Below are 22,021 nucleotides of genomic sequence, written 5' to 3' on the forward strand. Positions count from 1 at the left end.
GATGTATGCCCGCAAAAGTAGTGGTAATAGGCAGCTTGAACATGGATCTGGTGACCCGCGCCAGCCGCTTGCCGCGCGCCGGTGAAACGCTGATCGGCCAAACCTTTTCCACCGTCCCCGGCGGCAAGGGCGCCAATCAGGCAGTCGCGGCGGCGCGGCTGGGTGGCGAGGTGGCGATGATCGGCTGCGTCGGCACCGATGCCTACGGCAGCCAACTGCGCGAGGCATTGCTGTTCGAAGGCATCGATTGCCAGGCGGTCAGCAGCGTCGCCGGCTCCAGCGGTGTTGCGTTGATCGTGGTGGATGACAGCAGTCAGAACGCAATCGTCATCGTGGCCGGTAGCAATGGCGCTCTGACGCCGGCGTCACTGCAAGCGTTCGACGCGGTGCTACAAGGGGCCGACGTGATCGTCTGCCAGCTTGAAGTGCCCATGGACACCGTGGGGTACGCTCTCAAGCGTGGCCGTGAACTGGGCAAGACTGTGATCCTCAATCCGGCGCCTGCCAGTGCTCCTTTGCCGGCCGAGTGGTACGCCTCGATCGACTATCTGATTCCCAACGAAAGCGAAGCCAGTGCGCTCAGCGGCGTGATGGTCGACTCTCTCGACAGCGCCAAAGAGGCGGCGACTCGTCTGATCGAAGCTGGCGCCGGCAAAGTCATCGTTACCCTGGGTGCGCAAGGTGCGTTGTTTGCCGATGGCCAAGGGTTTGAGCACTTGGTGGCGCCCAAGGTCAAGGCGGTGGATACCACCGCAGCCGGCGACACCTTCGTAGGCGGTTTTGCAGCTGCGTTGTCCGCTGGCAAAAGCGAGGCCGAGGCCATCCGCTTCGGTCAGGTCGCGGCTGCGCTGTCGGTTACCCGCGCCGGCGCACAACCCTCCATTCCAACGCTGCACGACGTACAAGGTTTTGTAGCCTCATGAAAAAGACCCCACTGCTCAATATCGCCCTGTCGCGGGTGATCGCTTCTCTGGGACACGGCGACATCCTGGTCATCGGTGATGCCGGTTTGCCGGTGCCGCCGGGTGTCGAGTTGATCGACCTGGCGCTGACCCAGGGCATTCCGGACTTCATCAGTACCCTGCGCATTGTGCTCAGTGAAATGCAGGTGGAGAGTCATGTATTGGCCAACGAGATTCTGCTCAAGCAGCCTTTAGCGCTGACTGAGCTGAATGCCCTGACGGCTCAGGCCGGGCTCGGCGAGCGTCGTCTGCTGAGTCATGATGAGTTCAAACAGCTGAGCCGTCAGGCCCGCGCCGTGGTGCGTACTGGCGAATGCCAGCCTTACTGCAATATTGCGCTGGTGTCCGGCGTGACGTTCTAGTCTTTCCCAACGACAAGGAGTGTTTTATGCAACGTGGTCTACCCACCCTGAGAAATTTGTTTCGGAGTGTTCTGCTTTTGTCCGCACTCACTGCAGCAAGCGCCCAGGCGGCGGAAAAAATCGACCTGATCATCGACACCGACCCGGGCGCCGATGACGTGGTGGCGTTGCTGTTCGCCATGGCTTCTCCTGAGGAGCTGAATATCCGCGCGCTCACCACCGTCGCCGGTAATGTGCGCCTGGACAAAACCTCCCGTAACGCCCGGCTGGCCCGTGAGTGGGCAGGGCGCGAGGACATTCCGGTATACGCCGGTGCGCCAGCACCGCTGTTGCGCACGCCGATCTATGCCGAGAACATTCATGGCAAGGAAGGTATTTCCGGCGTCACCGTGCACGAGCCCAAAAAGGGCCTCGCGCCAGGCAATGCCGTTGATTACCTGGTCACGACCCTGCGTGCCGCCAAGCCTCACAGCATCACCATCGCTATGCTCGGCCCGCAGACCAACCTGGCGCTGGCATTGACCCAAGACCCGGAAATCACTCAAGGCATCAAGGAAGTGGTGGTGATGGGCGGTGCGCACTTCAACGGCGGCAATATTACGCCGGTCGCGGAGTTCAACCTGTTCGCCGACCCGGTAGCGGCAGAAATCGTGCTCAAGAGTGGCGTCAAGCTGACCTACCTACCGCTGGACGTCACCCACAAGGTGCTCACCAGTGAAGCGCGTCTGAAGCAGATCGCCGACCTCAAGAACAATGCGAGCAAGATCGTCGGCGATATCCTCAACGAGTACGTCAAGGGCGACATGGAGCACTACGGCATTCCCGGTGGGCCGGTGCACGACGCCACCGTGGTCGCCTATCTGCTCAAGCCTTCGCTGTTCAGCGGGCGTGAAGTCAACGTTGTGGTCGACAGCCGTGAAGGCCCGACCTTCGGTCAGACCATCGTCGATTGGTACGATGGCCTGAAACAACCGAAGAACGCATTCTGGGTTGAGAACGGCGATGCCCAGGGTTTTTTCGATCTGCTGGCCGAACGCCTGGCGCGCTTGAAGTAACGTGCTGATCGGTCGGCGTTCACCGGCCGATTCTTACTCGCGCTCGGGGTTATCTGCCCCCATGTGATCGGCTGGGTATTTTTCGAATACCTGGCCGATGAATGCTTGCGCGGCCTGGGTGCCCAATTCCTTGACTAGCAGGTCGATGCCGATGATTGCCAATTCCTCTGGGCTGCCTGGGCTGTAGGAACTCTGGCCCAAGGGCCATTTGGCTTTGATGTCGGCTTGAAGCGTTACGGTGGTCATGAAGGTCTCGCGAGGCAGAAAAAAATACTGGGCAGCGCGCTGGTGCGCGGTTTTTGCCGAGGCAGTTAACCATCTTGCACGCTGTTTGGCACTGATACTTAGGCATGAGGCTTAGGTGCGGGCGCGCGCTGTGCGACACTGTTAGCTTGTTTAATAGTCGGAAAACGCTCCGTGCATATCGATTTGAATAACCCCGAGAATCTGACATTGGCCGCCGTACGCCAACTGCTGGCCAGTGCCAGCGACGACGAGCATGCCCAGTTACGGGTGACCAAGGCCGGTCTTGCCTATATTTCGAGCGGACGGGCGGTGGGCAGTGTGGATATCGACGGGTTGCTGTTTCGGCTGGAGACCTGGGCAAAGGGCTCCGGTTATGTCGGTAACGTGGCGGCCAGTGATGAAGTCTGGGTCACGCAGATTTTCAATGCGTTGCGGCAAAACTGGCCGAAACCGTCGGATGACTACATCGACATCTACTGATCGCGTTCATATCTGGTCACGATTGATCAAGCGAATGCCCGGCGAGAGTCAGGCAGACTTGCTTCTCAACGGTTTACGTCTTGAAACCAAATCGCCACACCGCTGTCGCACGATCTCTGTCCATTTTTTATTCATAGGAGGCTTCATGCCTTGGAAGCTCGCATCATTCGGTACTTTGTTGGCAGCACTCGCATTGGCGGGCTGCAGCACCTCGGGTACCTCTGAGCCGGCCAAAAATGCCGCCGTGACCGATGCCGGTCATAGCCGCTGTGAGGCGAAGGCTGCCGAATTTACAATTGGCCAGAAAGCCTCGCCGCAACTGTTGGAACAGGCTCGTACGCGCTCCGGTGCGCAGAACGCCCGGATCCTCAAGCCCAACGACATGATCACCCTGGAGTACCGCTCCGACCGACTGAACCTGAACACCGATGACAATTTGGTGATCACGCGGGTCAATTGCGGCTGATCCTCACCGGCTTTTGCAGTGCCCATAAAAAACCCCGTCACATGGACGGGGTTTTTTTAGCTCAGCGGAGAATTACTCGCCGCGAACCTGTGCAGCTTGCATACCCTTTTGGCCTTTCTCAGCCACGAAGGAAACGGTTTGGCCTTCTTTCAGGCTTTTGAAACCGTCGCTTTCGATAGCTTTGAAGTGTACGAACAGGTCGTCACCGCCACCTTGAGGAGTGATGAAGCCGAAGCCTTTTTCATCGTTGAACCATTTAACGGTGCCGGTTTGGCGATTAGACATGGTGTATCTCCAAGAAACATATATTTTCAGTAGTGCTGTGCTGCTCAGGCCAACTGGGCACACCGGGCTATCATAGTCGAAATGTTCGGCTTGGGAGCCCCCCCAAGGCATTGTTTGCTAATCAATAGCGTTGCGTTTAGCTCTTTGACAGGCTGAAAGCCCCGATCTACGGGGCTTTTGCGCTAAATATAGGCTGTTAAAAAAAGCCGTAAAACCTGCGTAATTTGTGAGAAATTGCGGATTTCAGAGCTTTTTTTCAATCAGTCGCCCATGTGAACGGGCACTGAACTTACTTTTTCTTCACGACTTTGCAGGACGAAATAGCCGCTACAGCTTTGTTTTTAAGCTCCGCACTGGCGTTCTGGTTGGTCATCAATTCCTTGATTTCAGCAGTGCTCAATTCCGCGTTGATTTTGTCCGCGCCACATTCGCAATGGGCTTTGGCGGTTTTGACGTCCACGTTCTGGCTGGCCGCAGCACTGCAGTCGCTGACGAAACTATCGCGCGCACCGGCTGGCCAGTTCGATGGAGCCGCAGCCTGAGCGCCAAGGGAAACGAAGGTCAGTGAGGCGGCGAGAGCGAGGGTCGAGGTGAAACGCATCATGGGATGCTCCTTTGAGTCGAGGACGAACGGCGATTCTCAATGGGTTTGAGGCACTGCGTACAGCCCAAGTTCATTTTTGCATCTATTAAAGCCTGGAAATTATCGTTATCAGCAGCGGCGGCGGCGCGATGACCGTTCATCTGTGCTAGCATCGGCGGCCTGGCTATTTATCGGCGCGTTCCAGACGGCCTGGCCACGTTGTTTTTTTCACTCCAGTCACTCTGGTTCGATTATCGGTTGGCCGAAAGGCTCCTGCCGCTGTAAGGCAGGCGTTCAGCATTGAGCGGCCTGGTGTTGGATCTTGTACTGGCTCATCCCAACCCACGTGACCTTTGGTAGGGGTCACCACTAGGAGAGGAGGCGCCATGCCAACTATTACTCTTCCCGACGGCAGTCAGCGTTCATTCGATCATCCGGTTTCCGTAGCCGAGGTCGCCGCATCCATTGGCGCGGGCCTGGCCAAAGCCACCGTGGCCGGTAAGGTCGACGGCAAGCTGGTCGATGCCAGCGACCTGATCACCACCGATGCCAGCCTGCAAATCATCACGCCCAAGGATCAAGAAGGGCTGGAGATCATTCGCCACTCTTGCGCGCACTTGATTGGCCATGCGGTCAAGCAACTGTACCCGACAGCGAAAATGGTGATCGGTCCGGTCATTGAAGAAGGCTTTTATTACGATATCGCCTACGAGCGTCCTTTTACTCCGGACGACCTCGCGGCCATCGAGCAGCGCATGCACGCGCTGATCGAAAAAGACTACGACGTGATCAAGAAGGTCACGCCGCGCGCCGAAGTGATCGACGTGTTCACCGCTCGAGGCGAAGACTACAAGTTGCGTCTGGTGGAAGACATGCCGGACGAACAGGCCATGGGTCTGTACTATCACGAAGAATACGTCGACATGTGCCGTGGCCCGCACGTGCCGAACACGCGTTTCCTCAAGTCGTTCAAGTTGACCAAGCTGTCCGGCGCATACTGGCGCGGCGACGCCAAGAACGAGCAATTGCAGCGCATCTATGGCACTGCTTGGGCTGACAAGAAGCAGTTGGCCGCTTATATCCAGCGCATCGAAGAAGCCGAAAAACGTGACCACCGCAAAATCGGCAAGCGCCTGAACCTGTTCCACCTTCAGGAAGAAGCGCCGGGCATGGTGTTCTGGCACCCGAACGGCTGGACCCTGTATCAAGTGCTTGAGCAGTACATGCGCAAGGTTCAGCGCGAAAACGGTTACTTGGAAATCAAGACACCGCAAGTGGTTGATCGTAGTCTGTGGGAGAAGTCCGGACACTGGGCCAACTACGCCGACAACATGTTCACGACTGAGTCGGAAAGCCGCGATTACGCCATTAAGCCCATGAACTGCCCATGCCACGTACAGGTCTTCAACCAAGGCCTGAAGAGCTACCGCGAGTTGCCGATGCGCCTGGCGGAGTTCGGTGCCTGCCACCGCAACGAGCCATCGGGTGCGCTGCACGGCATCATGCGTGTGCGCGGCTTTACGCAGGATGACGCTCACATCTTCTGCACGGAAGAACAGATGCAGGCTGAGTCGGCGGCGTTTATCAAGCTGACCATGGACGTTTATCGTGATTTCGGCTTTACCGAAGTTGAGATGAAGCTGTCCACTCGTCCGGAAAAACGCGTCGGTTCCGACGAGCTGTGGGATCGCGCCGAGGCAGCATTGGCCGCAGCCCTTGATAGCGCGGGCCTTGCATACGACCTGCAGCCGGGTGAGGGAGCTTTCTACGGTCCTAAGATTGAATTCTCGCTGAAAGATTGCCTTGGCCGTGTCTGGCAATGTGGTACCTTGCAGCTCGATTTTAACCTGCCGATCCGTCTGGGAGCCGAATACGTCTCTGAAGACAACAGCCGTAAGCACCCGGTCATGCTGCACCGGGCGATCCTCGGTTCGTTCGAGCGGTTCGTCGGAATCCTGATCGAGCACTACGAGGGTGCATTCCCTGCGTGGCTGGCTCCAACCCAGGCAGTGATCATGAATATCACTGATAAACAGGCAGATTTTGCCGCCGAAGTTGAAAAAACTCTCAACGAAAGCGGATTTCGTGCCAAGTCCGACTTGAGAAATGAAAAGATCGGCTTTAAAATCCGCGAGCATACTTTGCTCAAGGTTCCCTATCTTTTGGTTATCGGAGATCGGGAAGTCGAGATGCAGACTGTCGCTGTGCGTACTCGTGAAGGTGCTGACCTGGGCTCGATGCCCGTCGCCCAGTTCGCTGAGTTCCTCGCGCAAGCGGTTTCCCGGCTTGGTCGCCCAGATTCGGAGTAATTATTATTAAGCGTGAAATGAGACAAGATAAACGAGCTGCACCGAAAGCCCCGATCAACGAGAATATCTCGGCACGCGAGGTTCGGTTAATTGGCGCTGACGGCGAGCAGATTGGCATCGTCTCGATTGATGAAGCGCTTCGTATCGCTGAAGAGTCCAAATTGGACCTGGTGGAAATCTCCGCCGACGCAGTCCCGCCTGTTTGCCGGGTGATGGACTACGGCAAATCGATCTTCGAAAAGAAGAAGCAGATTGCTGCGGCGAAGAAGAACCAGAAGCAGATTCAAGTAAAAGAAATCAAGTTTCGTCCAGGGACGGAGGAAGGGGATTACCAGGTAAAACTGCGCAACCTGGTACGTTTCCTGAGTGATGGGGACAGGGCCAAGGTATCCTTGCGATTCCGCGGCCGTGAGATGGCCCACCAGGAGCTGGGGATGGAACTCCTCAAGCGGGTTGAAGCTGACCTGCTCGAGTACGGTTCGGTCGAACAGCATCCTAAGATGGAAGGACGCCAGCTGATCATGGTCATCGCCCCGAAAAAGAAGAAGTAATCAACAGGGCACGGCAGGCCTTCTGATTATGTTTATCAACTGAATGCGGAGTATCCGAACATGCCAAAGATGAAGACTAAAAGTGGTGCTGCTAAGCGGTTTCTGAAAACTGCTAACGGTATCAAGCACAAGCACGCTTTCAAGAGCCACATCCTGACCAAAATGTCGACCAAGCGTAAGCGTCAACTGCGCGGTAGCAGCTTGCTGCATCCGTCTGACGTGGCAAAAGTCGAGCGCATGCTGCGCCTTCGTTAATTTTTGGATCAAGAATAGAGGAAGTAACTCATGGCTCGTGTAAAGCGTGGCGTCATTGCCCGTAAACGTCACAAAAAAATTCTGAAACTTGCTAAAGGCTACTACGGCGCGCGTTCACGCGTATTCCGTGTTGCCAAGCAAGCGGTAATCAAGGCAGGCCAATACGCCTACCGTGACCGTCGTCAGAAAAAACGTCAGTTCCGCGCTCTGTGGATCGCTCGTATCAACGCTGGTGCTCGTGTTAACGGTCTGTCTTACAGCCGTTTCATCGCTGGCCTGAAAAAAGCGTCCATCGAGATCGACCGTAAGGTTCTGGCTGATCTGGCAGTGAACGAAAAAGCGGCGTTTGCTGCGATTGTCGAGAAAGCTAAAGCCACCTTGGCTTAAGTACCCCCGACAGTCACCCTGGGTTGCTCCTGCAGCCCAAGGTGTTAAACGTCATAAATAGGGGAAGAGCCTTAAAGCTCTTCCCCTATTTCGTATCTGGAGTCTGTACATGGAAAACCTGGACGCGCTCGTCGCTCAAGCTCTCGAGGCTGTGCAAAGCGCTGAAGATATCAATGCCCTGGAGCAAATCCGGGTTCACTACCTTGGCAAAAAGGGTGAATTGACTCAGGTGATGAAGACCCTGGGAAATTTGCCGGCTGAAGAGCGTCCGCAAGTCGGTGCGCTGATCAACGTTGCCAAGGAGCGTGTCACAGAGGTTCTCAATGCGCGTAAGGCGTCGCTCGAGGAGGCCGATCTTGCGGCCAAGCTCGCCGCCGAATCCATTGACGTGACCTTGCCTGGCCGTGGTCAGGCCTCGGGCGGTCTGCATCCGATCACCCGGACTCTGGAACGTATCGAACAGTTCTTTACCCATATTGGCTACGGCATTGCCGAAGGCCCTGAGGTCGAAGACGACTATCACAACTTCGAAGCGCTCAACATCCCAGGCCACCACCCGGCCCGGTCGATGCATGACACCTTCTATTTCAACGCCAATATGCTGCTGCGCACCCATACCTCGCCGGTACAGGTCCGCACCATGGAAGCGAACAAGCCGCCGATCCGCATCGTCTGCCCAGGCCGTGTGTACCGCAGCGACTCCGATATTACCCACTCGCCGATGTTCCATCAGGTCGAAGGCCTGCTGGTAGATCGCGATATCAACTTCGCCGACCTTAAAGGCACGATCGAAGAATTCCTGCGGGTGTTCTTCGAGAAAGAACTGGCGGTGCGTTTCCGTCCCTCGTTCTTCCCGTTCACCGAGCCGTCCGCTGAGGTCGACATGGAGTGCGTGATGTGCAGCGGTAAAGGCTGCCGCGTGTGCAAGCAGACCGGCTGGCTGGAAGTCATGGGCTGCGGCATGGTTCACCCAAATGTGTTGCGCATGTCCGGGATCGACCCGGAAGAGTTCTCGGGCTTTGCCTTCGGCATGGGCGTAGAGCGCCTGGCTATGCTGCGTTACGGCGTGAACGACTTGCGTCTGTTCTTCGACAACGACTTGCGGTTCCTCGCGCAATTTCGCTAGTCGTAACGAATCTTTAGGAGAGCAGGATGAAATTCAGTGAACAATGGCTGCGTGGCTGGGTAAGCCCGCAGGTAGATCGCGACGAGCTGGTTGCTCGTCTGTCGATGGCCGGTCTTGAGGTCGATAGCGTTACGCCGGCCGCCGGTGTCTTCAGCGGCGTGGTAGTGGGCGAGGTGCTGAGCACCGAGCAGCATCCGGATGCCGATAAGTTGCGTGTGTGCCAAGTGAGCAACGGCGCGGAAACCTTTCAGGTTGTGTGCGGGGCGCCCAATGTGCGCCCGGGCCTGAAGATTCCTTTCGCCATGATCGGCGCCGAGTTGCCGGGCGACTTCAAAATCAAGAAGGCCAAGCTGCGTGGCGTCGAGTCCAACGGCATGCTGTGTTCCCAGGCGGAACTGCAGGTGGGTGAAGGTAACGATGGTTTGATGGAGCTGCCGGCCGATGCGCCGGTAGGTCAGGACATCCGCGTCTACCTGGAGCTGGAGGATGCCAGCATTGAGGTCGATCTGACCCCGAACCGCGGTGACTGCCTGTCCCTCGCCGGTCTGGCCCGTGAAGTCGGGGCTCTGTACAACGTGCCGGTCACTCGGCCCGTAGTGGCTGCCGTGCCTGCTGTGCATGACGAAGTGCGCCCGATCGAAGTGCTGGCACCGAGTGCTTGCCCACGTTATCTGGGCCGTGTGATCCGTAATGTCGACCTGTCCAAGCCTACCCCGTTGTGGATGGTCGAGCGTCTGCGTCGCGCTGATGTCCGTAGCATCGACGCTGCCGTCGATATCACCAACTACGTGATGCTGGAGCTGGGCCAGCCGTTGCACGCATTTGATCTCGCCGAAATCAACGGCGGCATTCGTGTGCGCATGGCCGAAGAAGGCGAAAAGCTGGTACTGCTCGACGGCCAGGAAGTGGCCCTGCGTGCCGATACACTGGTCATCGCCGACCACTCGCGCGCGCTGGCGATTGCCGGCGTGATGGGTGGCGAGCACAGCGGCGTGTCCGCGACCACCCGCGACGTATTCCTGGAAAGTGCGTTCTTCGATCAGATCGCCATTGCTGGTAAAGCCCGCTCCTACGGCTTGCACACCGATGCTTCGCACCGCTACGAGCGCGGTGTGGACTGGCAGCTGGCCCGTGAAGCCATGGAGCGCGCCACTGGCCTGCTGTTGGAGATTACCGGCGGTGAAGCCGGCCCAATCACCGAAGCTGTCAGCGAAGAGCATCTGCCAAGTGTGGCGCCGATTACCCTGCGCGCTAAAAGCGTTGAGCAGATGCTTGGCCTGGTGATCGAGCCTGCTGAAATCGAGCAGTTGTTGTCAGCCCTCGGCCTTGGCATTGCTAAGGGCGGGGAAGGGCAGTGGCAGGTAGAGGTGCCAAGCCATCGCTTCGATATCAGCCTTGAAGTCGACCTGATCGAAGAACTGGCGCGCCTGTACGGTTATAACCGTTTGCCGGTCCGTTACCCGCAAGCTCGTCTTGCTCCTCAGCCAAAGGCTGAGGCGCGTGCGCACTTGCCTGAGCTGCGTCGTCTGCTGGTTGCTCGTGGTTACCAAGAAGCGGTGACCTATAGTTTCATCGATCCAAAGCAGTTCGAACTGTTCAATCCAGGCGTCGAGCCGCTGTTGCTGGCCAACCCGATCTCCAACGATATGGCCGCCATGCGTTCGTCCCTGTGGCCAGGTTTGGTGAAAGCGCTTTCTCACAACCTGAACCGCCAACAAGATCGCGTGCGCCTGTTCGAAAGTGGCCTGCGTTTTGTAGGGCAGTTGGATGGCTTGGAGCAAGAGCCGATGCTGGCCGGTGTAGTCTGTGGCAGCCGGTTGCCGGAAGGCTGGGCCCAAGGCCGCGAAGCCGTGGACTTCTTCGACGTTAAGGCTGACGTAGAAGCCGTGCTGGGCTTTGCCGGTGCGTTGGACGCGTTCACCTTTGTTCCGGGTAGCCACCCGGCGCTGCATCCGGGTCAGACTGCGCGCATCGAGCGTGAGGGACGTTTGGTCGGTTTCGTCGGCGCGATTCACCCGGAACTGTCGAAAACTCTCGGCCTTGATCGCCCGGTATTTGTATTCGAGCTGGTGTTGGCTGAAGTGGCGACTGGCAAGATGCCCAAATTCAGCGAGTTGTCGCGTTTCCCTGAAGTGCGCCGAGACTTGGCGCTGATCGCCGATCGCGATGTCGCCGCTACTGCCGTTCTGGATGTAATCCGTGAAAATGCAGGGGAATGGCTGACCGACCTCAGGCTATTTGACGTCTATCAGGGTAAAGGTATTGATCCGCATAGAAAAAGCCTCGCAGTCGGCTTGACCTGGCAGCATCCATCGCGCACTCTTAATGACGATGAGGTGAATACCACGACACAAAATATCCTCACCTCGCTTGAACAAAGGTTAAACGCCACGTTAAGGAAGTGACGTATGGGGGCTTTGACGAAAGCTGAGATGGCGGAACGTCTGTACGAAGAGCTGGGTCTTAACAAGCGCGAGGCCAAGGAATTGGTCGAGCTGTTTTTTGAAGAGATCCGCCATGCTCTGGAAGACAACGAACAGGTCAAATTGTCTGGTTTCGGCAATTTTGACCTGCGGGACAAACGCCAGCGGCCTGGCCGCAATCCAAAAACGGGAGAAGAAATCCCGATCACGGCTCGCCGTGTGGTCACCTTTCGTCCAGGGCAGAAGTTGAAGGCCCGAGTTGAGGCTTATGCTGGAACCAAGTCATAACGACGAACTACCCGTCATCCCAGGCAAGCGCTACTTCACCATTGGTGAAGTCAGCGAGCTGTGTGCGGTAAAGCCGCATGTGCTGCGCTATTGGGAGCAGGAGTTTCCTCAACTCAACCCCGTCAAACGCACCGGGAACCGTCGGTATTATCAGCGCCAGGATGTGCTGATGATCCGACAGATCCGTGCGTTGCTGTACGACCAAGGGTTCACCATCAGTGGTGCGCGTCAGCGCATGTCCGGTGATGAAGCCAAGGACGACACCACTCAGTACAAACAGCTGATCCGCCAGATGATCTCCGAGCTCGAAGATGTGCTGGTGGTTTTGAAGAAGTAAATCCGGCTTTTAAAATACTTCCACATTTCAAAAGCTTGCGGTATATTCCTGATCGCTTCGTTGCGAAGCGAACCCAGTAACACGCCTAGTCGGGGCGTAGCGCAGTCCGGTAGCGCACTAGCATGGGGTGCTAGGGGTCGAGTGTTCGAATCACTCCGTCCCGACCATATAATTCAAGGGGTTGCGAGATTTTATCTCGCGACCCCTTTTTATTTTTAGGCGTTTTTACCCCTACAAAAGCTCTGGCTCTTGGTGGAATTTTCAGCTGATACAAAGGTCATGGCGCGAGGAGAGTGCCTCGCTGTGTCCTGGTCGCTTGAGCAGAAGGGGGCGACCGTTAAAGAGCCTTTTCCGGCGCCGGTTGGTCGTTGGGTTGGGCGATGATTGTTTTGAGTTCTGCGCTCATGGGGAATTTGAGATTCAAGCCTTTGGGAGGGATGGGCTGAGTAAACCATTTATCGTAGATGGCGTTGATTTCGCCCGAGACGAAAAGTGACTTGATCGAGTCATCCACGACTTTTTTGAGATCCGGATCACCCCGACGCATTGTGCAACCATAGATTTCGTTGGATTGCGGGGTGCCGGTCACCACCCAATCTTCCGGTTTCTTTGCCTTGGCCATCTCGCCCGCCAGCAATGCGTCGTCCTGCATAAACGCAATGGCGCGGCCGGACTCGAGCATTTGGTAAGACTCTCCAATGTCTTTGGCAGAGATGACGTTCATGTTCATCTTTTTCTCGGCATTTATGACCTTGAGCATCCGTTCGGCAGTGCTGCCAGCAGTGGTCACTACGTTCTTGCCATTGAGATGGTCAAAGTCTTTGTAGATCGAATCCTTTCGGACCAACAGTCGAGTGCTGGCTTCGAAGATGCCGACTGAAAATTCGACTTGCTGCGCCCTCTCTGCGGTATTGGTTGTAGAACCGCACTCCAGATCGACAGTACCGTTTTGCACAAGCGGGATGCGCGTTTGTGACGTCACCAGGTTGTACCGTACGTTCAGCTCGGGCATCTCAAGTTCCTGCTTGATAGCGTCGACAATTTTCAATTGGATGTCATGCGAGTAGCCAACTGGTTTGCCGGAAGCGTCGGCGATGTAGGAGAACGGAATTGAAGAGTCTCGGTGCCCCAGGGTTATGGTCCCCGAGTTCTTAATTTTTTTAAGTGTACCGGTAAGTTCGGCAGCCATCGCTGGCGTGAAGGTTAACGCCGCAGTCAGCGTAACGCCCAGCATTGCAGGGAAGACTCGCATCAAAAGCTCCTCATAAAGGTGGGGCGAGTCTTTTTCTGACTCGCCCATCTTTGGCTCAGCGGACGTTTTCGCTGGGCCTGGCGACTTGCTTGTTGTTAGTGACGGTCCAGCCAGACGGTCTGTGCATTACAGAATTCGCGCACACCGAAATGCGAAAGCTCACGGCCAAACCCGCTTTTCTTTACGCCGCCGAAGGTGACGCGTGGGTCGGTTGCGCAATAGCCATTGATGAACACGCCTCCGGTTTCCAGTTCGCCGGCCAGCTTCTGGGCCAGTTGGACATTGCGTGTGTAGATGGTCGAGGCGAGCCCAAATTCACTGTCGTTAGCCAGTTCCAATGCATGTGCGGCGTCCCGCGCGGTGATGATCGATGCCACGGGCCCAAACAATTCCTGTTTGAATGAGGTCATCTGGTCGGTGACATCACCAAAGACCGTAGGCTCGTAGTAGTTGCCAGGGCCTTCGGCCTTTCTGCCTCCCAACAACAAGGTCGCACCTTCTTCCAGGGTGTCTCGGACCTGACGATCCAGTTCATCGCGCAAATCAAAGCGGGCCATGGGCCCTATGTAAGTGTCTGTGGCCAGTGGATCGCCGATGACCAACTTGGAGGTGGATTCGACAAACTTGCGGGTAAACTCCTCGACAACGCCTTGTTCGACAATTAAGCGTTTAGCCGCCGCGCAGACTTGTCCGGTGTTTTGGTAGCGGCCAATCACAGCGGCTTTGACAGCTTCGTCCAGGTCGGCGTCGTTGAGCACTATGAAGGGATCTGAGCCACCCAGTTCCAACACACATTTTTTCAAAGCTGCACCCGCCTGTGCCCCAATAGCCATGCCCGCTCGGACGCTGCCAGTGAGCGTGACCGCGGCGATGCGAGTGTCTGTTATCGCAGTGGAGACACCGTCGGGCGTGACATTGATGACTTCGAACACACCTTCAGCAAAGCCGGCGCGCTTGAACGCGTCTAGTAGCAGATAGGCGCATCCCATCACGTTCGGCGCATGTTTGAGGACGTAGGTATTGCCGGCAATCAACGCCGGGACGGCGCCACGCAGCACCTGCCAGATCGGAAAGTTCCAAGGCATCACGGCGAGAATCGGACCCAGTGGACGATATTCAATTCGTGCCTTTCCGCCCTCAACCTGAGTGGGTTCGGCGGTTAGCATGGCGGGGCCGTGCTCGGCGTACCACTCACAGAGTTGCGCACACTTTTCAATCTCACCGCGCGCCTGAGTGTTGGGTTTGCCCATCTCTTGAGTGATCATCTTCGCCATCGCTTCTGCGTTGTCGCGCAATGCCCTTGCCAAAGCGATCAGTGCTTGCGAACGCATTTCGACGGGTTGGCTACGCCAGGTGGAAAACCCCTTGTTAGCACGTGACAGTGATGCCTCCAGTTCCGATGCGGATTCGAAGGGGTAGTGGCCGGTCTGCTCACCATTGGCGGGATTGATTGAAATGGCATGGGTAAGGCTGGAAACGTTAGTCATGACACCGTCCTGTAGGATGGGAATGGATTCATAGCTTCTAAGCAACGGCGCCGGTGTTGAATCAGGTCGCGCGAGCCAAAATGGATTGCGCGCGACCAATGACCGGCGCATCGACCATTTGCCCATCCAGCACGAAAACGCCTTCATCTGAACGAGCGGCTTCGATAATGCGTTGCGCCCAGTGCAATTCTTCCTGGCTTGGTTTTAGCGCCTGATGAATGATCGCGACTTGGGTTGGATGGATACAAAGCGCGCCACCAAAGCCCATGTCGCGTGCAAAATGAACCGCGCGTAGTAGCCCAGCGGTGTCCTGGATCGACGGAAATACTCCATCCAACGCTGGAGCGAGCACTGCAACCCGGGTGGCGAGCAAAACGGCGTAGCGCGCATGGCTAAGGATTTCTTCGGCGGCATGGCTGCCAGTAGTCAGGTTCAGGTCCAGACCCAGATCCAGACTACCGAACGACAACCGCTCAACGCCTTGAGTGCCGGCAATTTCGTTGAGTGCTGACAAGCCCTTCGCGCTCTCGATGATTGGCCAAATCGGTTTTTCGGTACCGGCAGCTGTGGTGACCTGTTTCGCGCTTTCTGCTTTGGGTAGCAGAATTCCGATAACGCCGGCGTGGCGTCGGCAAAGATCCAGATCCGCAACATGCGCCCAGTGATCCGGGGCATTCACTCGGACCAGAATCCGTGCATCCGGGGCTTCGCTCAGGAACGCGTCGAGATTATCCCTCGCCTGCTCCTTGAGGTTTTCTTGCACGGCATCTTCCAAGTCAACGATGACTCGATCCGCCCCGGTGGCAATAGCTTTTGAGATGCGCTCTGGTCGAGTAGCCGGCACAAACAGGGCGGAGCGAACAATTGATTTGCTCATGGCGTTGCTCCATTGCTGAACTCGATCTCTCCGATCTGTGCTGTGCCGTCCTGATTGCCAGCCCAGACCTGTGCCTTGCCGTTTTCGATTAGACGTCCGCCCACCTGGAAAGGCTTAGGCGAAATCAGAGGTCGTACTCCGCGGAATGCGAAACGCTCCAGGCGCGCAGTTGGATGCGCTTTGGTAAAGGCACGCAAATTCAACGTGGCGATCAATGGACCATGTACCACCAGCCCCGGATAACCTTCGGTCTCTGTCACATACGGCCAGTCATAGTGAATACGATGACCATTGAAGGTCACTGCGGAATAGCGAAACAGCAGGGTTGGAGTGGGCTCTATCCGTTCCTGCCATTGGCCTTCAGGTAGCTTTTCGGTACCGTTCAGTTTGGGCGGGGAAGGTTCACGGTAAACAATGTCCTGATCGTCTTGAAGGGCGCGTTTGCCGTCCTGGAAAAACTCATGGCGTACTGTGACGAACAATAAGGAACCCGTGCGACCGTGCTTCTCCTCGACGTTGAGGATGGTCGATACACAGGTCACTTCAGCATCCACTTTTAATGGCTGGAAAAACTCAATTCGGCTTCCCGCCCACATGCGATTGCGGTTATGGGCCGGCGGCAAAAATCCCCCAAGCGCTGGATGGCCGTCCGGCCCCAGTTCGCTGGCACCCACCGGCTCCTGGAAAAATGCCCAGTGCCACAGGGGCGGCAGTGGCTCACCGGGTTGTGGAGCCGACTCTTCCAATGTCGCGGCAATGCGTCTGACCAGAGTGAAACTGATCCGGTCCTGGCTTTCCTGACGTCGTCCAATCCAGGCGGAAAAATCGGAACTGCTGCTCATATTCTTTGCTCCAGTCGGTCAGTGATCAGGCCAGGATGGCCATTTCTGGAATCGCTTCAAAAAGATCCGCCACCAGGCCGTAATCGGCCACCTGGAAGATCGGCGCTTCTTCGTCCTTGTTGATCGCAACGATCACTTTGGAGTCTTTCATGCCGGCCAAGTGCTGGATCGCGCCGGAAATACCGACGGCGATGTACAGCTGTGGAGCAACGATCTTGCCGGTCTGACCGACCTGCATGTCGTTGGGTACGAAACCTGCGTCCACTGCCGCGCGGGAAGCGCCAACAGCAGCGCCCAGCTTGTCGGCCAGGGCGTACAGGTGCTTGAAGTTATCGCCGTTCTGCATGCCGCGGCCGCCGGAAACGACGATCTTGGCAGCGGTCAGTTCCGGACGATCGGACTTGGCCAGTTCTTCACCAACGAAGCTGGAAGTACCGGCGTCGTGAGCAGCAGCCACCGATTCAACGGCAGCCGAACCACCTTCAGCGGCAACCGGGTCGAAACCGGTGGCACGCACGGTGATCACTTTCACTGCAGCGTTGGACTGTACGGTCGCGATGGCGTTACCGGCGTAGATCGGACGCTGGAAGGTGTCAGCGCTGACCACGGCGATGATCTCGGAGATCTGGTCAACGTCCAGCTGCGCGGCAACGCGTGGCAGGATGTTTTTGCCGGTGGAAGTAGCGGCAGCCAGGATGTGGCTGTAGCCCTTGCCCAGTTCAGCGACCAGAGGAGCAACGTTTTCCGGCAGCTGGTGAGCGTAGGTAGCGTTGTCGGCAACCAGCACTTTAGCCACGCCAGCCACTTTCGCAGCGGCTTCAGCCACGGCGCCAGCGCCCTGGCCTGCAACTAGAACGTGGATGTCAGCGCCGATTTTGACGGCAGCAGCCACGGTGTTCAGCGTGGCCGGGGCCACTACTTTGTTGTCGTGTTCAGCGATTACCAAGATAGTCATGATTAGGCTCCTAAGCTCAAAGCACCTTCGCTTCGTTTTTCAGTTTCTCGACCAGTTCAGCCACCGACTTGACCTTGATACCCGCGCTGCGTGCAGCAGGCGCTTCGACTTTCAGGGTTTTGTTGGTGGAGGCGGTGGAAACGCCCAAAGCGTCCGCAGTCAGCACGTCGAGAGGCTTCTTCTTGGCTTTCATGATGTTGGGCAGCGACGCGTAGCGCGGCTCGTTCAAACGCAGGTCGGTGGTGACGATGGCCGGCAGTTTCAGGGAAACTGTCTGCGCGCCGCCGTCGATTTCACGGGTAACAGCCACGCTGTCGCCGCTGATTTCGACTTTCGAAGCGAACGTGCCCTGACCGTAGCCGCTCAATGCAGCGAGCATCTGGCCAGTCTGGTTGTTGTCGCTGTCGATGGCTTGTTTGCCAAGGATCACCAGCTGTGGCTGTTCCTTGTCGACAACAACCTTGAGCAGCTTGGCAACGGCCAGGGAAGTCAGATCTTCGGCGGATTCGACGAGGATGGCGCGATCGGCACCCTGAGCCAGCGCGGTGCGCAGTTGCTCTTGAGCGGTGGACGGGCCGATGGAGACGACAACGATTTCGGTCGCAACACCCTTTTCTTTCAGGCGTACGGCTTCTTCCACGGCGATCTCGCAGAACGGGTTCATCGACATTTTCACGTTGGCGAGGTCGACGCCGGAATTGTCCGCCTTAACGCGAACCTTGACGTTGTAGTCGACCACTCGTTTCACAGCTACCAGCATTTTCATTGGGCAGTGTTCTCTCGAAAAACTTTGATTGTTGCAGGCAGGTTTTTTGTTTTCAGATGAAGGCTAAATCGCCCCGGCTGCGCGCATTTGTTCAATACGGTCTGTACCCAGACCCAGTTCCCTGAGCACCTGTTCGGTGTGCTGACCGAGGCCCGGTACGGCATCCATACGTGGCTCGAACGCGCTGTTGCTGCCGGGAGGTATCAAGCTCGGGACGGTGCCGGCGGAGGTTTCGACTTCCCGCCATCGGTCACGTGCCTGAAGTTGCGGATGGTCCCAAACACCTTGCATGTCGTTGACCCGGGCGTTCGCAATTTGCGCATGCTCTAACCGATCAAACACGGCATCGAAATTGAGTGTGGAGAACGATTCAACGATGAGTGCCCGCAGCGCTTGACGGTTTTCGACGCGCTTGAAGTTGGCAGAGAAGCGTTCGTCTTTCGCCAGTTCAGGAGTAAGCAGTACCTTGTCGCAAAACAGCCGCCACTCTCGTTCGTTCTGCAACCCCAGCATGACTGTGGTGCCGTCACCGATAGGGAAGGGGCCATAGGGGTAGATCGTGGCGTGCGCGGCGCCGGCGCGAGGGGGAGGTGTAGCGCCGTCGTAGGCGTAGTACATCGGGTAGTTCATCCACTCGACCAGGCTTTCCAGCATCGACACATCGAGGTGGCTACCTTCGCCAGTGCGTCCACGCAACAGCAAGGCAGATAGAATTCCGGTGTAGGCGTACATGCCGGCCGAGATGTCAGCAATCGAGCAACCGGCCTTGGCCATTTCTTCCTCACCCGGTCCGCCGGTGACCGATAGGAATCCGCCTTCGCTCTGGATCAACAGGTCATAGGCTTTTTTCTTTTCATACGGGCCGCCTGCGCCGTAGCCTGAAATGTCACAAACGATCAGGCGCGGAAACCGCTGATGCAAAGCCTCAAATGAAAGTCCCATTCGTGCTGCGGCACCCGGCGCCAGGTTCTGCACCAGGACATCGGCAGTGGCCAGCAAGCTGTCCAGCACCTCGGTGGCCGAATCTTGTTTCAGATCGAGGGTCAGGCTTTCTTTCGAACGATTGGTCCAGACGAAGTGCGAGGCGAGACCGTTGACGCGTTGGTCGTACCCTCTGGCGAAGTCACCCGTGCCTGGGCGTTCGACCTTGATCACGCGCGCGCCAAGATCGGCCAATTGTCGGGTGCAGAAGGGCGCTGCAATCGCATGCTCAAGGCTGACGACGGTAATGCCATCGAGCGGACGGATGCCTTTGGGTTGGCTCATGATTATTATCTCTCTTGTCATGGCTCCCCAGCCGCGCCAGCTTGGGCCGACGCACTGGGCTTTACGCTGATCCTTTAAAAGGAGCGTGGCAGTTCAAGTAGGTGTTCGGCAACGTACGACAGGATCAGGTTGGTGGAGATGGGCGCCACCTGATACAGACGGGTTTCACGGAATTTACGCTCGACGTCGTATTCGCAGGCAAAGCCGAAGCCTCCGTGGGTCTGCAAGCAGGCATTAGCCGCTTCCCAGGAGGCTTTCGCCGCCAGGTACTTGGCCATGTTGGCGCTGGCCCCGGCGTTGAGGCCGCTGTCGTATTCCTCGCAGGCGCGCCAGCGCATCAGGTCGGCCGCTTCGATTTCGATGTGCGCTTCGGCGATGGGGAATTGCACGCCCTGGTTCTGCCCGATAGGACGCCCAAACACCACGCGGTCGCGAGCATAGGCACTGGCCTTTTCGATAAACCAGCGACCGTCACCGATGCATTCGGCGGCGATGAGGGTGCGCTCGGCATTCAACCCGTCGAGGATGTAGCGGAAGCCTTTGCCTTCCTCGCCGATCAGACTGTCTGCGGGGATCTCCAGGTTGTCGAAGAACAACTCATTGGTCTCGTGGTTGACCATGTTGGCGATGGGTTGCACTGTCATGCCATTGCCGATGGCCTCACGCAGATCGACAAGGAAGATCGACATGCCCTCGGACTTCTTCTTCACCTCGGCCAAGGGTGTGGTGCGCGCTAGCAGGATCATCAAGTCGGAATGCTGGATTCGTGAGATCCACACCTTCTGCCCATTGATCACATACTTGTCGCCGCGCTTGATCGCGGTGGTCTTGATCTTGGTGGTGTCGGTGCCGGTAGTGGGTTCGGTGACGCCCATCGATTGCAGGCGCAATTCACCGCTGGCCAGTTTCGGCAGGTAGTAGCTTTTCTGCGCCTCGCTGCCGTGTCGTAGCAGGGTGAACATGTTGTACATCTGCCCGTGGACGGTGCCGGAGTTGCCGCCGCAACGGTTCACTTCTTCAAGGATCACCGAGGCCTCGGCCAGCCCGAGGCCGGATCCGCCGTACTCGACAGGAATCATCGCCGCCAGCCAGCCGGCATCGGTCAGGGCCTTGACGAAGGTTTCCGGAAAACCTTTTTCTTCGTCGACTTTGCGCCAGTAAGCCGCATCGAATTCAGCGCACAGAGCACGTACGCCCTCGCGGATGGCATTGAGCTCTTCAGAGTTACGGTCAGTCATTATTATTCTCCTCAACGTGTCACGCACGGCATCTGCCCTGCGTGACCGGGTCCGGGCAAAGAGCAATCAGATCGGGTTGAAACCCAAGGCGGCACGGAAGCGATTCTTGACGTAATGACCATCGCGCGGTGGCAGCACCCGTGGCGGGTTTTCCGCTTTGATCTTTATCGTCGCGAGCTTGACGCCGTCGCGGCTCGCAAAGCGCTCGCGCAGGTCATGTACGCCTTCCATGTCGCGGATTTCATCGGTCCAACTGAAGCCGCAAGTCTTCGCCACCTGGTCCAGGGAAATACCAAAACCGGCGTGGCTGACTTGCATGCCGGTTTCACCAAAGTGACCGTTATCCAGCACCGCGATGGTCAGGTTGGCGGGCGTTTGCAGTGCTACCGTGGCCAGTGCACCGAAGCCCATGAGCAACTCGCCGTCACCGGTGACTACCACCACCGATTTGTCTGGCTGCGCATTTGCCAGGCCCAGACCCACAGTGATCGCGCTGCCCATGGCAGCCCACAGGTAATAATTCAGATCATTGTCACCGGCAGCCATGACGTCGTAGGACGCCGAACCGAGACCCGTCACGACCAGCACGTCTTTGCGGTCGGCCAGCAAGGCCTTGACCACTTCGCGGCGGCACAGAGTGTGGTTTGCGCTTACTTGACCCATTTCTTTTCTCCAATCAGGCGCTGACCGAGCAGCAGGGCAGTGGACGAATCACCGTTGAAGGCCATGGTCGCGGCACCGTGCAGCAGCGGGGCAACGTCTTCCGGGACGTCCGCGCGCCAGGTCATCACTTTCATCAGATTCAGGGAGGCTTCTGTGGCCTGGCCCATCGGGTTCTGCCACGCGTTGAATTCGGCCCAGTCGCCGCGCATGGTGACCACCATCAACAGCGGGAAGCCGGCACAGACTTGAAGTGCCAGGGTGTTGATGCAGTTACCGACGCCGCTGGACTGCATCAAGAGTGCACCGCGCTCACCGCCCAGCCAGGCGCCGGCGAGGTAGCCGATGCCTTCTTCTTCGGTGGTGAGGACGACAGCCTTGATATCCGGGTCGGCATACGACATGCGGATGGCCGCCGAGTGACCTGCATCCGGTACGAAGACCACGTGTTTGACGTCGTGGGCCTTGAGCACGCGGAACACGTCCTCTTGCCAATCCTGTCCCACGGTGTGTTCAGCTTCTGTTGACATGCCAATCTCCCAAGCAGTGCTGCTTTTGTGTTT

General features: G+C 57.3%; 26 protein-coding genes and 1 tRNA gene. 14 read left to right on the forward strand and 13 right to left on the reverse strand.

From position 1 onward, the window contains the following. The first annotated feature begins 5 nt into the window (after nt 1–5). The 3 genes from rbsK to QRN41_RS20060 are packed head-to-tail and all read left to right on the forward strand — an operon-like array spanning nt 6 to nt 2,379. Complete coding sequence (gene rbsK, locus QRN41_RS20050) at nt 6–923, forward strand: ribokinase (protein WP_285422057.1); 918 nt, start codon at nt 6–8, stop codon at nt 921–923. Further along, nucleotides 920–1,324: a D-ribose pyranase gene (gene rbsD / locus QRN41_RS20055; protein ID WP_167418526.1), complete on the forward strand. Its 405-nt coding sequence runs from the start codon at nt 920–922 to the stop codon at nt 1,322–1,324. Before rbsK ends, rbsD begins: the two co-directional genes overlap by 4 nt. A 26-nt stretch (nt 1,325–1,350) precedes the next feature. Beyond that, entirely contained in the window at nt 1,351–2,379 is a 1,029-nt protein-coding gene (locus tag QRN41_RS20060; RefSeq protein ID WP_285422058.1) for a nucleoside hydrolase, read from the forward strand. Nucleotides 2,380–2,412: 33 nt separating this feature from the next. Here the strand turns inward: QRN41_RS20060 and QRN41_RS20065 are convergent, their stop codons facing one another. Then, a complete protein-coding gene (locus tag QRN41_RS20065; RefSeq protein WP_034099115.1) occupies nt 2,413–2,625 on the reverse strand; it encodes a hypothetical protein in 213 nt (70 codons plus the stop codon). 171 nt (nt 2,626–2,796) lie between these two features. Here QRN41_RS20065 and QRN41_RS20070 point away from each other — a divergent pair, with 171 nt between their 5' ends. Together QRN41_RS20070 and QRN41_RS20075 are read left to right on the forward strand one after the other, a co-directional pair. Further along, nucleotides 2,797–3,105 (forward strand): hypothetical protein, encoded by a 309-nt coding sequence (locus QRN41_RS20070; protein ID WP_040268856.1) that lies wholly within the window; start codon nt 2,797–2,799, stop codon nt 3,103–3,105. Nucleotides 3,106–3,250: 145 nt separating this feature from the next. After that, nucleotides 3,251–3,571: an I78 family peptidase inhibitor gene (locus QRN41_RS20075; RefSeq protein WP_034099112.1), complete on the forward strand. Its 321-nt coding sequence runs from the start codon at nt 3,251–3,253 to the stop codon at nt 3,569–3,571. A gap of 72 nt (nt 3,572–3,643) precedes the next feature. On the opposite strand, the gene QRN41_RS20080 is transcribed toward QRN41_RS20075, so the two are convergent. Continuing rightward, nucleotides 3,644–3,856, reverse strand: a complete 213-nt coding sequence (locus QRN41_RS20080; protein WP_003234260.1) for a cold-shock protein — start codon at nt 3,854–3,856, stop codon at nt 3,644–3,646. 289 nt (nt 3,857–4,145) lie between these two features. Then, on the reverse strand, nt 4,146–4,460 hold the full coding sequence (locus tag QRN41_RS20085; RefSeq protein WP_080761387.1) for a hypothetical protein: 315 nt from the start codon (nt 4,458–4,460) through the stop codon (nt 4,146–4,148). A 365-nt stretch (nt 4,461–4,825) separates the two neighbouring features. Between QRN41_RS20085 and thrS the strand changes: the two genes are divergently transcribed. From thrS to QRN41_RS20130, 9 genes are all read left to right on the forward strand, one after another. Beyond that, on the forward strand, nt 4,826–6,748 hold the full coding sequence (thrS, locus tag QRN41_RS20090; RefSeq protein WP_285422059.1) for a threonine--tRNA ligase: 1,923 nt from the start codon (nt 4,826–4,828) through the stop codon (nt 6,746–6,748). Next, the gene (gene infC, locus QRN41_RS20095) at nt 6,748–7,299 is read left to right on the forward strand and encodes a translation initiation factor IF-3 (RefSeq protein ID WP_169850653.1); all 552 of its coding nucleotides are present in this window, start codon (nt 6,748–6,750) and stop codon (nt 7,297–7,299) included. Before thrS ends, infC begins: the two co-directional genes overlap by 1 nt. 60 nt (nt 7,300–7,359) lie before the next feature. Continuing rightward, nucleotides 7,360–7,554 carry a 50S ribosomal protein L35 gene (gene rpmI, locus QRN41_RS20100; protein WP_002553160.1) on the forward strand — a complete coding sequence of 65 codons (195 nt, stop codon included), beginning with the start codon at nt 7,360–7,362 and terminating at the stop codon, nt 7,552–7,554. Between the two features lie 30 nt (nt 7,555–7,584). Next, nucleotides 7,585–7,941 (forward strand): 50S ribosomal protein L20, encoded by a 357-nt coding sequence (rplT, locus tag QRN41_RS20105; RefSeq protein WP_002553161.1) that lies wholly within the window; start codon nt 7,585–7,587, stop codon nt 7,939–7,941. 109 nt (nt 7,942–8,050) lie between these two features. After that, a complete protein-coding gene (gene pheS, locus QRN41_RS20110) occupies nt 8,051–9,067 on the forward strand; it encodes a phenylalanine--tRNA ligase subunit alpha (protein WP_034099107.1) in 1,017 nt (338 codons plus the stop codon). Nucleotides 9,068–9,093: 26 nt separating this feature from the next. After that, nucleotides 9,094–11,472 (forward strand): phenylalanine--tRNA ligase subunit beta, encoded by a 2,379-nt coding sequence (pheT, locus tag QRN41_RS20115; RefSeq protein ID WP_167418525.1) that lies wholly within the window; start codon nt 9,094–9,096, stop codon nt 11,470–11,472. 3 nt (nt 11,473–11,475) lie between these two features. Next, entirely contained in the window at nt 11,476–11,778 is a 303-nt protein-coding gene (gene ihfA / locus QRN41_RS20120; protein WP_002553164.1) for an integration host factor subunit alpha, read from the forward strand. Continuing rightward, on the forward strand, nt 11,759–12,115 hold the full coding sequence (locus tag QRN41_RS20125) for a MerR family transcriptional regulator (RefSeq protein ID WP_003174972.1): 357 nt from the start codon (nt 11,759–11,761) through the stop codon (nt 12,113–12,115). The genes ihfA and QRN41_RS20125 overlap by 20 nt, the downstream gene beginning before the upstream one ends. A gap of 90 nt (nt 12,116–12,205) precedes the next feature. Then, nucleotides 12,206–12,282: transfer RNA gene (locus QRN41_RS20130), tRNA-Pro, on the forward strand. A gap of 170 nt (nt 12,283–12,452) precedes the next feature. On the opposite strand, the gene QRN41_RS20135 is transcribed toward QRN41_RS20130, so the two are convergent. The 10 genes from QRN41_RS20135 to QRN41_RS20180 form a co-directional block, all read right to left on the reverse strand. Next, nucleotides 12,453–13,367: a transporter substrate-binding domain-containing protein gene (locus QRN41_RS20135; protein WP_034099846.1), complete on the reverse strand. Its 915-nt coding sequence runs from the start codon at nt 13,365–13,367 to the stop codon at nt 12,453–12,455. 95 nt (nt 13,368–13,462) lie between these two features. Beyond that, nucleotides 13,463–14,854, reverse strand: coding sequence for an aldehyde dehydrogenase family protein (locus tag QRN41_RS20140; RefSeq protein ID WP_167418477.1), 1,392 nt, complete (start codon nt 14,852–14,854; stop codon nt 13,463–13,465). Nucleotides 14,855–14,915: 61 nt separating this feature from the next. Continuing rightward, complete coding sequence (locus QRN41_RS20145; protein ID WP_167418476.1) at nt 14,916–15,731, reverse strand: HpcH/HpaI aldolase/citrate lyase family protein; 816 nt, start codon at nt 15,729–15,731, stop codon at nt 14,916–14,918. After that, nucleotides 15,728–16,573, reverse strand: a complete 846-nt coding sequence (locus QRN41_RS20150) for an HTD2 family dehydratase (RefSeq protein ID WP_167418475.1) — start codon at nt 16,571–16,573, stop codon at nt 15,728–15,730. Before QRN41_RS20150 ends, QRN41_RS20145 begins: the two co-directional genes overlap by 4 nt. A 25-nt stretch (nt 16,574–16,598) precedes the next feature. Continuing rightward, nucleotides 16,599–17,528 carry an electron transfer flavoprotein subunit alpha/FixB family protein gene (locus QRN41_RS20155; protein WP_167418474.1) on the reverse strand — a complete coding sequence of 310 codons (930 nt, stop codon included), beginning with the start codon at nt 17,526–17,528 and terminating at the stop codon, nt 16,599–16,601. Nucleotides 17,529–17,544: 16 nt separating this feature from the next. Then, nucleotides 17,545–18,294, reverse strand: coding sequence for an electron transfer flavoprotein subunit beta/FixA family protein (locus QRN41_RS20160; RefSeq protein WP_167418473.1), 750 nt, complete (start codon nt 18,292–18,294; stop codon nt 17,545–17,547). 63 nt (nt 18,295–18,357) lie between these two features. After that, a complete protein-coding gene (locus QRN41_RS20165) occupies nt 18,358–19,560 on the reverse strand; it encodes a CaiB/BaiF CoA transferase family protein (RefSeq protein WP_034099094.1) in 1,203 nt (400 codons plus the stop codon). A 74-nt stretch (nt 19,561–19,634) separates the two neighbouring features. Next, on the reverse strand, nt 19,635–20,798 hold the full coding sequence (locus QRN41_RS20170) for an acyl-CoA dehydrogenase family protein (RefSeq protein WP_034099092.1): 1,164 nt from the start codon (nt 20,796–20,798) through the stop codon (nt 19,635–19,637). 66 nt (nt 20,799–20,864) lie between these two features. Further along, nucleotides 20,865–21,461, reverse strand: a complete 597-nt coding sequence (locus tag QRN41_RS20175; RefSeq protein WP_167418472.1) for a thiamine pyrophosphate-dependent enzyme — start codon at nt 21,459–21,461, stop codon at nt 20,865–20,867. Beyond that, nucleotides 21,449–21,988, reverse strand: a complete 540-nt coding sequence (locus QRN41_RS20180) for a thiamine pyrophosphate-binding protein (RefSeq protein ID WP_003442221.1) — start codon at nt 21,986–21,988, stop codon at nt 21,449–21,451. The genes QRN41_RS20175 and QRN41_RS20180 overlap by 13 nt, the downstream gene beginning before the upstream one ends. Nucleotides 21,989–22,021: the final 33 nt, after the last annotated feature.

The sequence above is a fragment of the Pseudomonas sp. efr-133-TYG-23 genome, from assembly GCF_030209215.1.
Lineage (GTDB): Bacteria > Pseudomonadota > Gammaproteobacteria > Pseudomonadales > Pseudomonadaceae > Aquipseudomonas > Aquipseudomonas rhodesiae.

What these genes read in the sequence shown, in the direction of transcription:
- rbsK (WP_285422057.1), top strand. Translation starts at nt 6, where the DNA reads ATGCCCGCAAAAGTAGTGGTAATAGGCAGCTTGAACATGGATCTGGTG.
- rbsD (WP_167418526.1), top strand. Translation starts at nt 920, where the DNA reads ATGAAAAAGACCCCACTGCTCAATATCGCCCTGTCGCGGGTGATCGCT.
- QRN41_RS20060 (WP_285422058.1), top strand. Translation starts at nt 1,351, where the DNA reads ATGCAACGTGGTCTACCCACCCTGAGAAATTTGTTTCGGAGTGTTCTG.
- QRN41_RS20065 (WP_034099115.1), bottom strand. Translation starts at nt 2,625, where the DNA reads ATGACCACCGTAACGCTTCAAGCCGACATCAAAGCCAAATGGCCCTTG.
- QRN41_RS20075 (WP_034099112.1), top strand. Translation starts at nt 3,251, where the DNA reads ATGCCTTGGAAGCTCGCATCATTCGGTACTTTGTTGGCAGCACTCGCA.
- QRN41_RS20080 (WP_003234260.1), bottom strand. Translation starts at nt 3,856, where the DNA reads ATGTCTAATCGCCAAACCGGCACCGTTAAATGGTTCAACGATGAAAAA.
- QRN41_RS20085 (WP_080761387.1), bottom strand. Translation starts at nt 4,460, where the DNA reads ATGATGCGTTTCACCTCGACCCTCGCTCTCGCCGCCTCACTGACCTTC.
- thrS (WP_285422059.1), top strand. Translation starts at nt 4,826, where the DNA reads ATGCCAACTATTACTCTTCCCGACGGCAGTCAGCGTTCATTCGATCAT.
- rpmI (WP_002553160.1), top strand. Translation starts at nt 7,360, where the DNA reads ATGCCAAAGATGAAGACTAAAAGTGGTGCTGCTAAGCGGTTTCTGAAA.
- rplT (WP_002553161.1), top strand. Translation starts at nt 7,585, where the DNA reads ATGGCTCGTGTAAAGCGTGGCGTCATTGCCCGTAAACGTCACAAAAAA.
- pheS (WP_034099107.1), top strand. Translation starts at nt 8,051, where the DNA reads ATGGAAAACCTGGACGCGCTCGTCGCTCAAGCTCTCGAGGCTGTGCAA.
- pheT (WP_167418525.1), top strand. Translation starts at nt 9,094, where the DNA reads ATGAAATTCAGTGAACAATGGCTGCGTGGCTGGGTAAGCCCGCAGGTA.
- ihfA (WP_002553164.1), top strand. Translation starts at nt 11,476, where the DNA reads ATGGGGGCTTTGACGAAAGCTGAGATGGCGGAACGTCTGTACGAAGAG.
- QRN41_RS20125 (WP_003174972.1), top strand. Translation starts at nt 11,759, where the DNA reads ATGCTGGAACCAAGTCATAACGACGAACTACCCGTCATCCCAGGCAAG.
- QRN41_RS20135 (WP_034099846.1), bottom strand. Translation starts at nt 13,367, where the DNA reads ATGCGAGTCTTCCCTGCAATGCTGGGCGTTACGCTGACTGCGGCGTTA.
- QRN41_RS20140 (WP_167418477.1), bottom strand. Translation starts at nt 14,854, where the DNA reads ATGACTAACGTTTCCAGCCTTACCCATGCCATTTCAATCAATCCCGCC.
- QRN41_RS20145 (WP_167418476.1), bottom strand. Translation starts at nt 15,731, where the DNA reads ATGAGCAAATCAATTGTTCGCTCCGCCCTGTTTGTGCCGGCTACTCGA.
- QRN41_RS20150 (WP_167418475.1), bottom strand. Translation starts at nt 16,573, where the DNA reads ATGAGCAGCAGTTCCGATTTTTCCGCCTGGATTGGACGACGTCAGGAA.
- QRN41_RS20155 (WP_167418474.1), bottom strand. Translation starts at nt 17,528, where the DNA reads ATGACTATCTTGGTAATCGCTGAACACGACAACAAAGTAGTGGCCCCG.
- QRN41_RS20160 (WP_167418473.1), bottom strand. Translation starts at nt 18,294, where the DNA reads ATGAAAATGCTGGTAGCTGTGAAACGAGTGGTCGACTACAACGTCAAG.
- QRN41_RS20165 (WP_034099094.1), bottom strand. Translation starts at nt 19,560, where the DNA reads ATGAGCCAACCCAAAGGCATCCGTCCGCTCGATGGCATTACCGTCGTC.
- QRN41_RS20170 (WP_034099092.1), bottom strand. Translation starts at nt 20,798, where the DNA reads ATGACTGACCGTAACTCTGAAGAGCTCAATGCCATCCGCGAGGGCGTA.
- QRN41_RS20175 (WP_167418472.1), bottom strand. Translation starts at nt 21,461, where the DNA reads ATGGGTCAAGTAAGCGCAAACCACACTCTGTGCCGCCGCGAAGTGGTC.
- QRN41_RS20180 (WP_003442221.1), bottom strand. Translation starts at nt 21,988, where the DNA reads ATGTCAACAGAAGCTGAACACACCGTGGGACAGGATTGGCAAGAGGAC.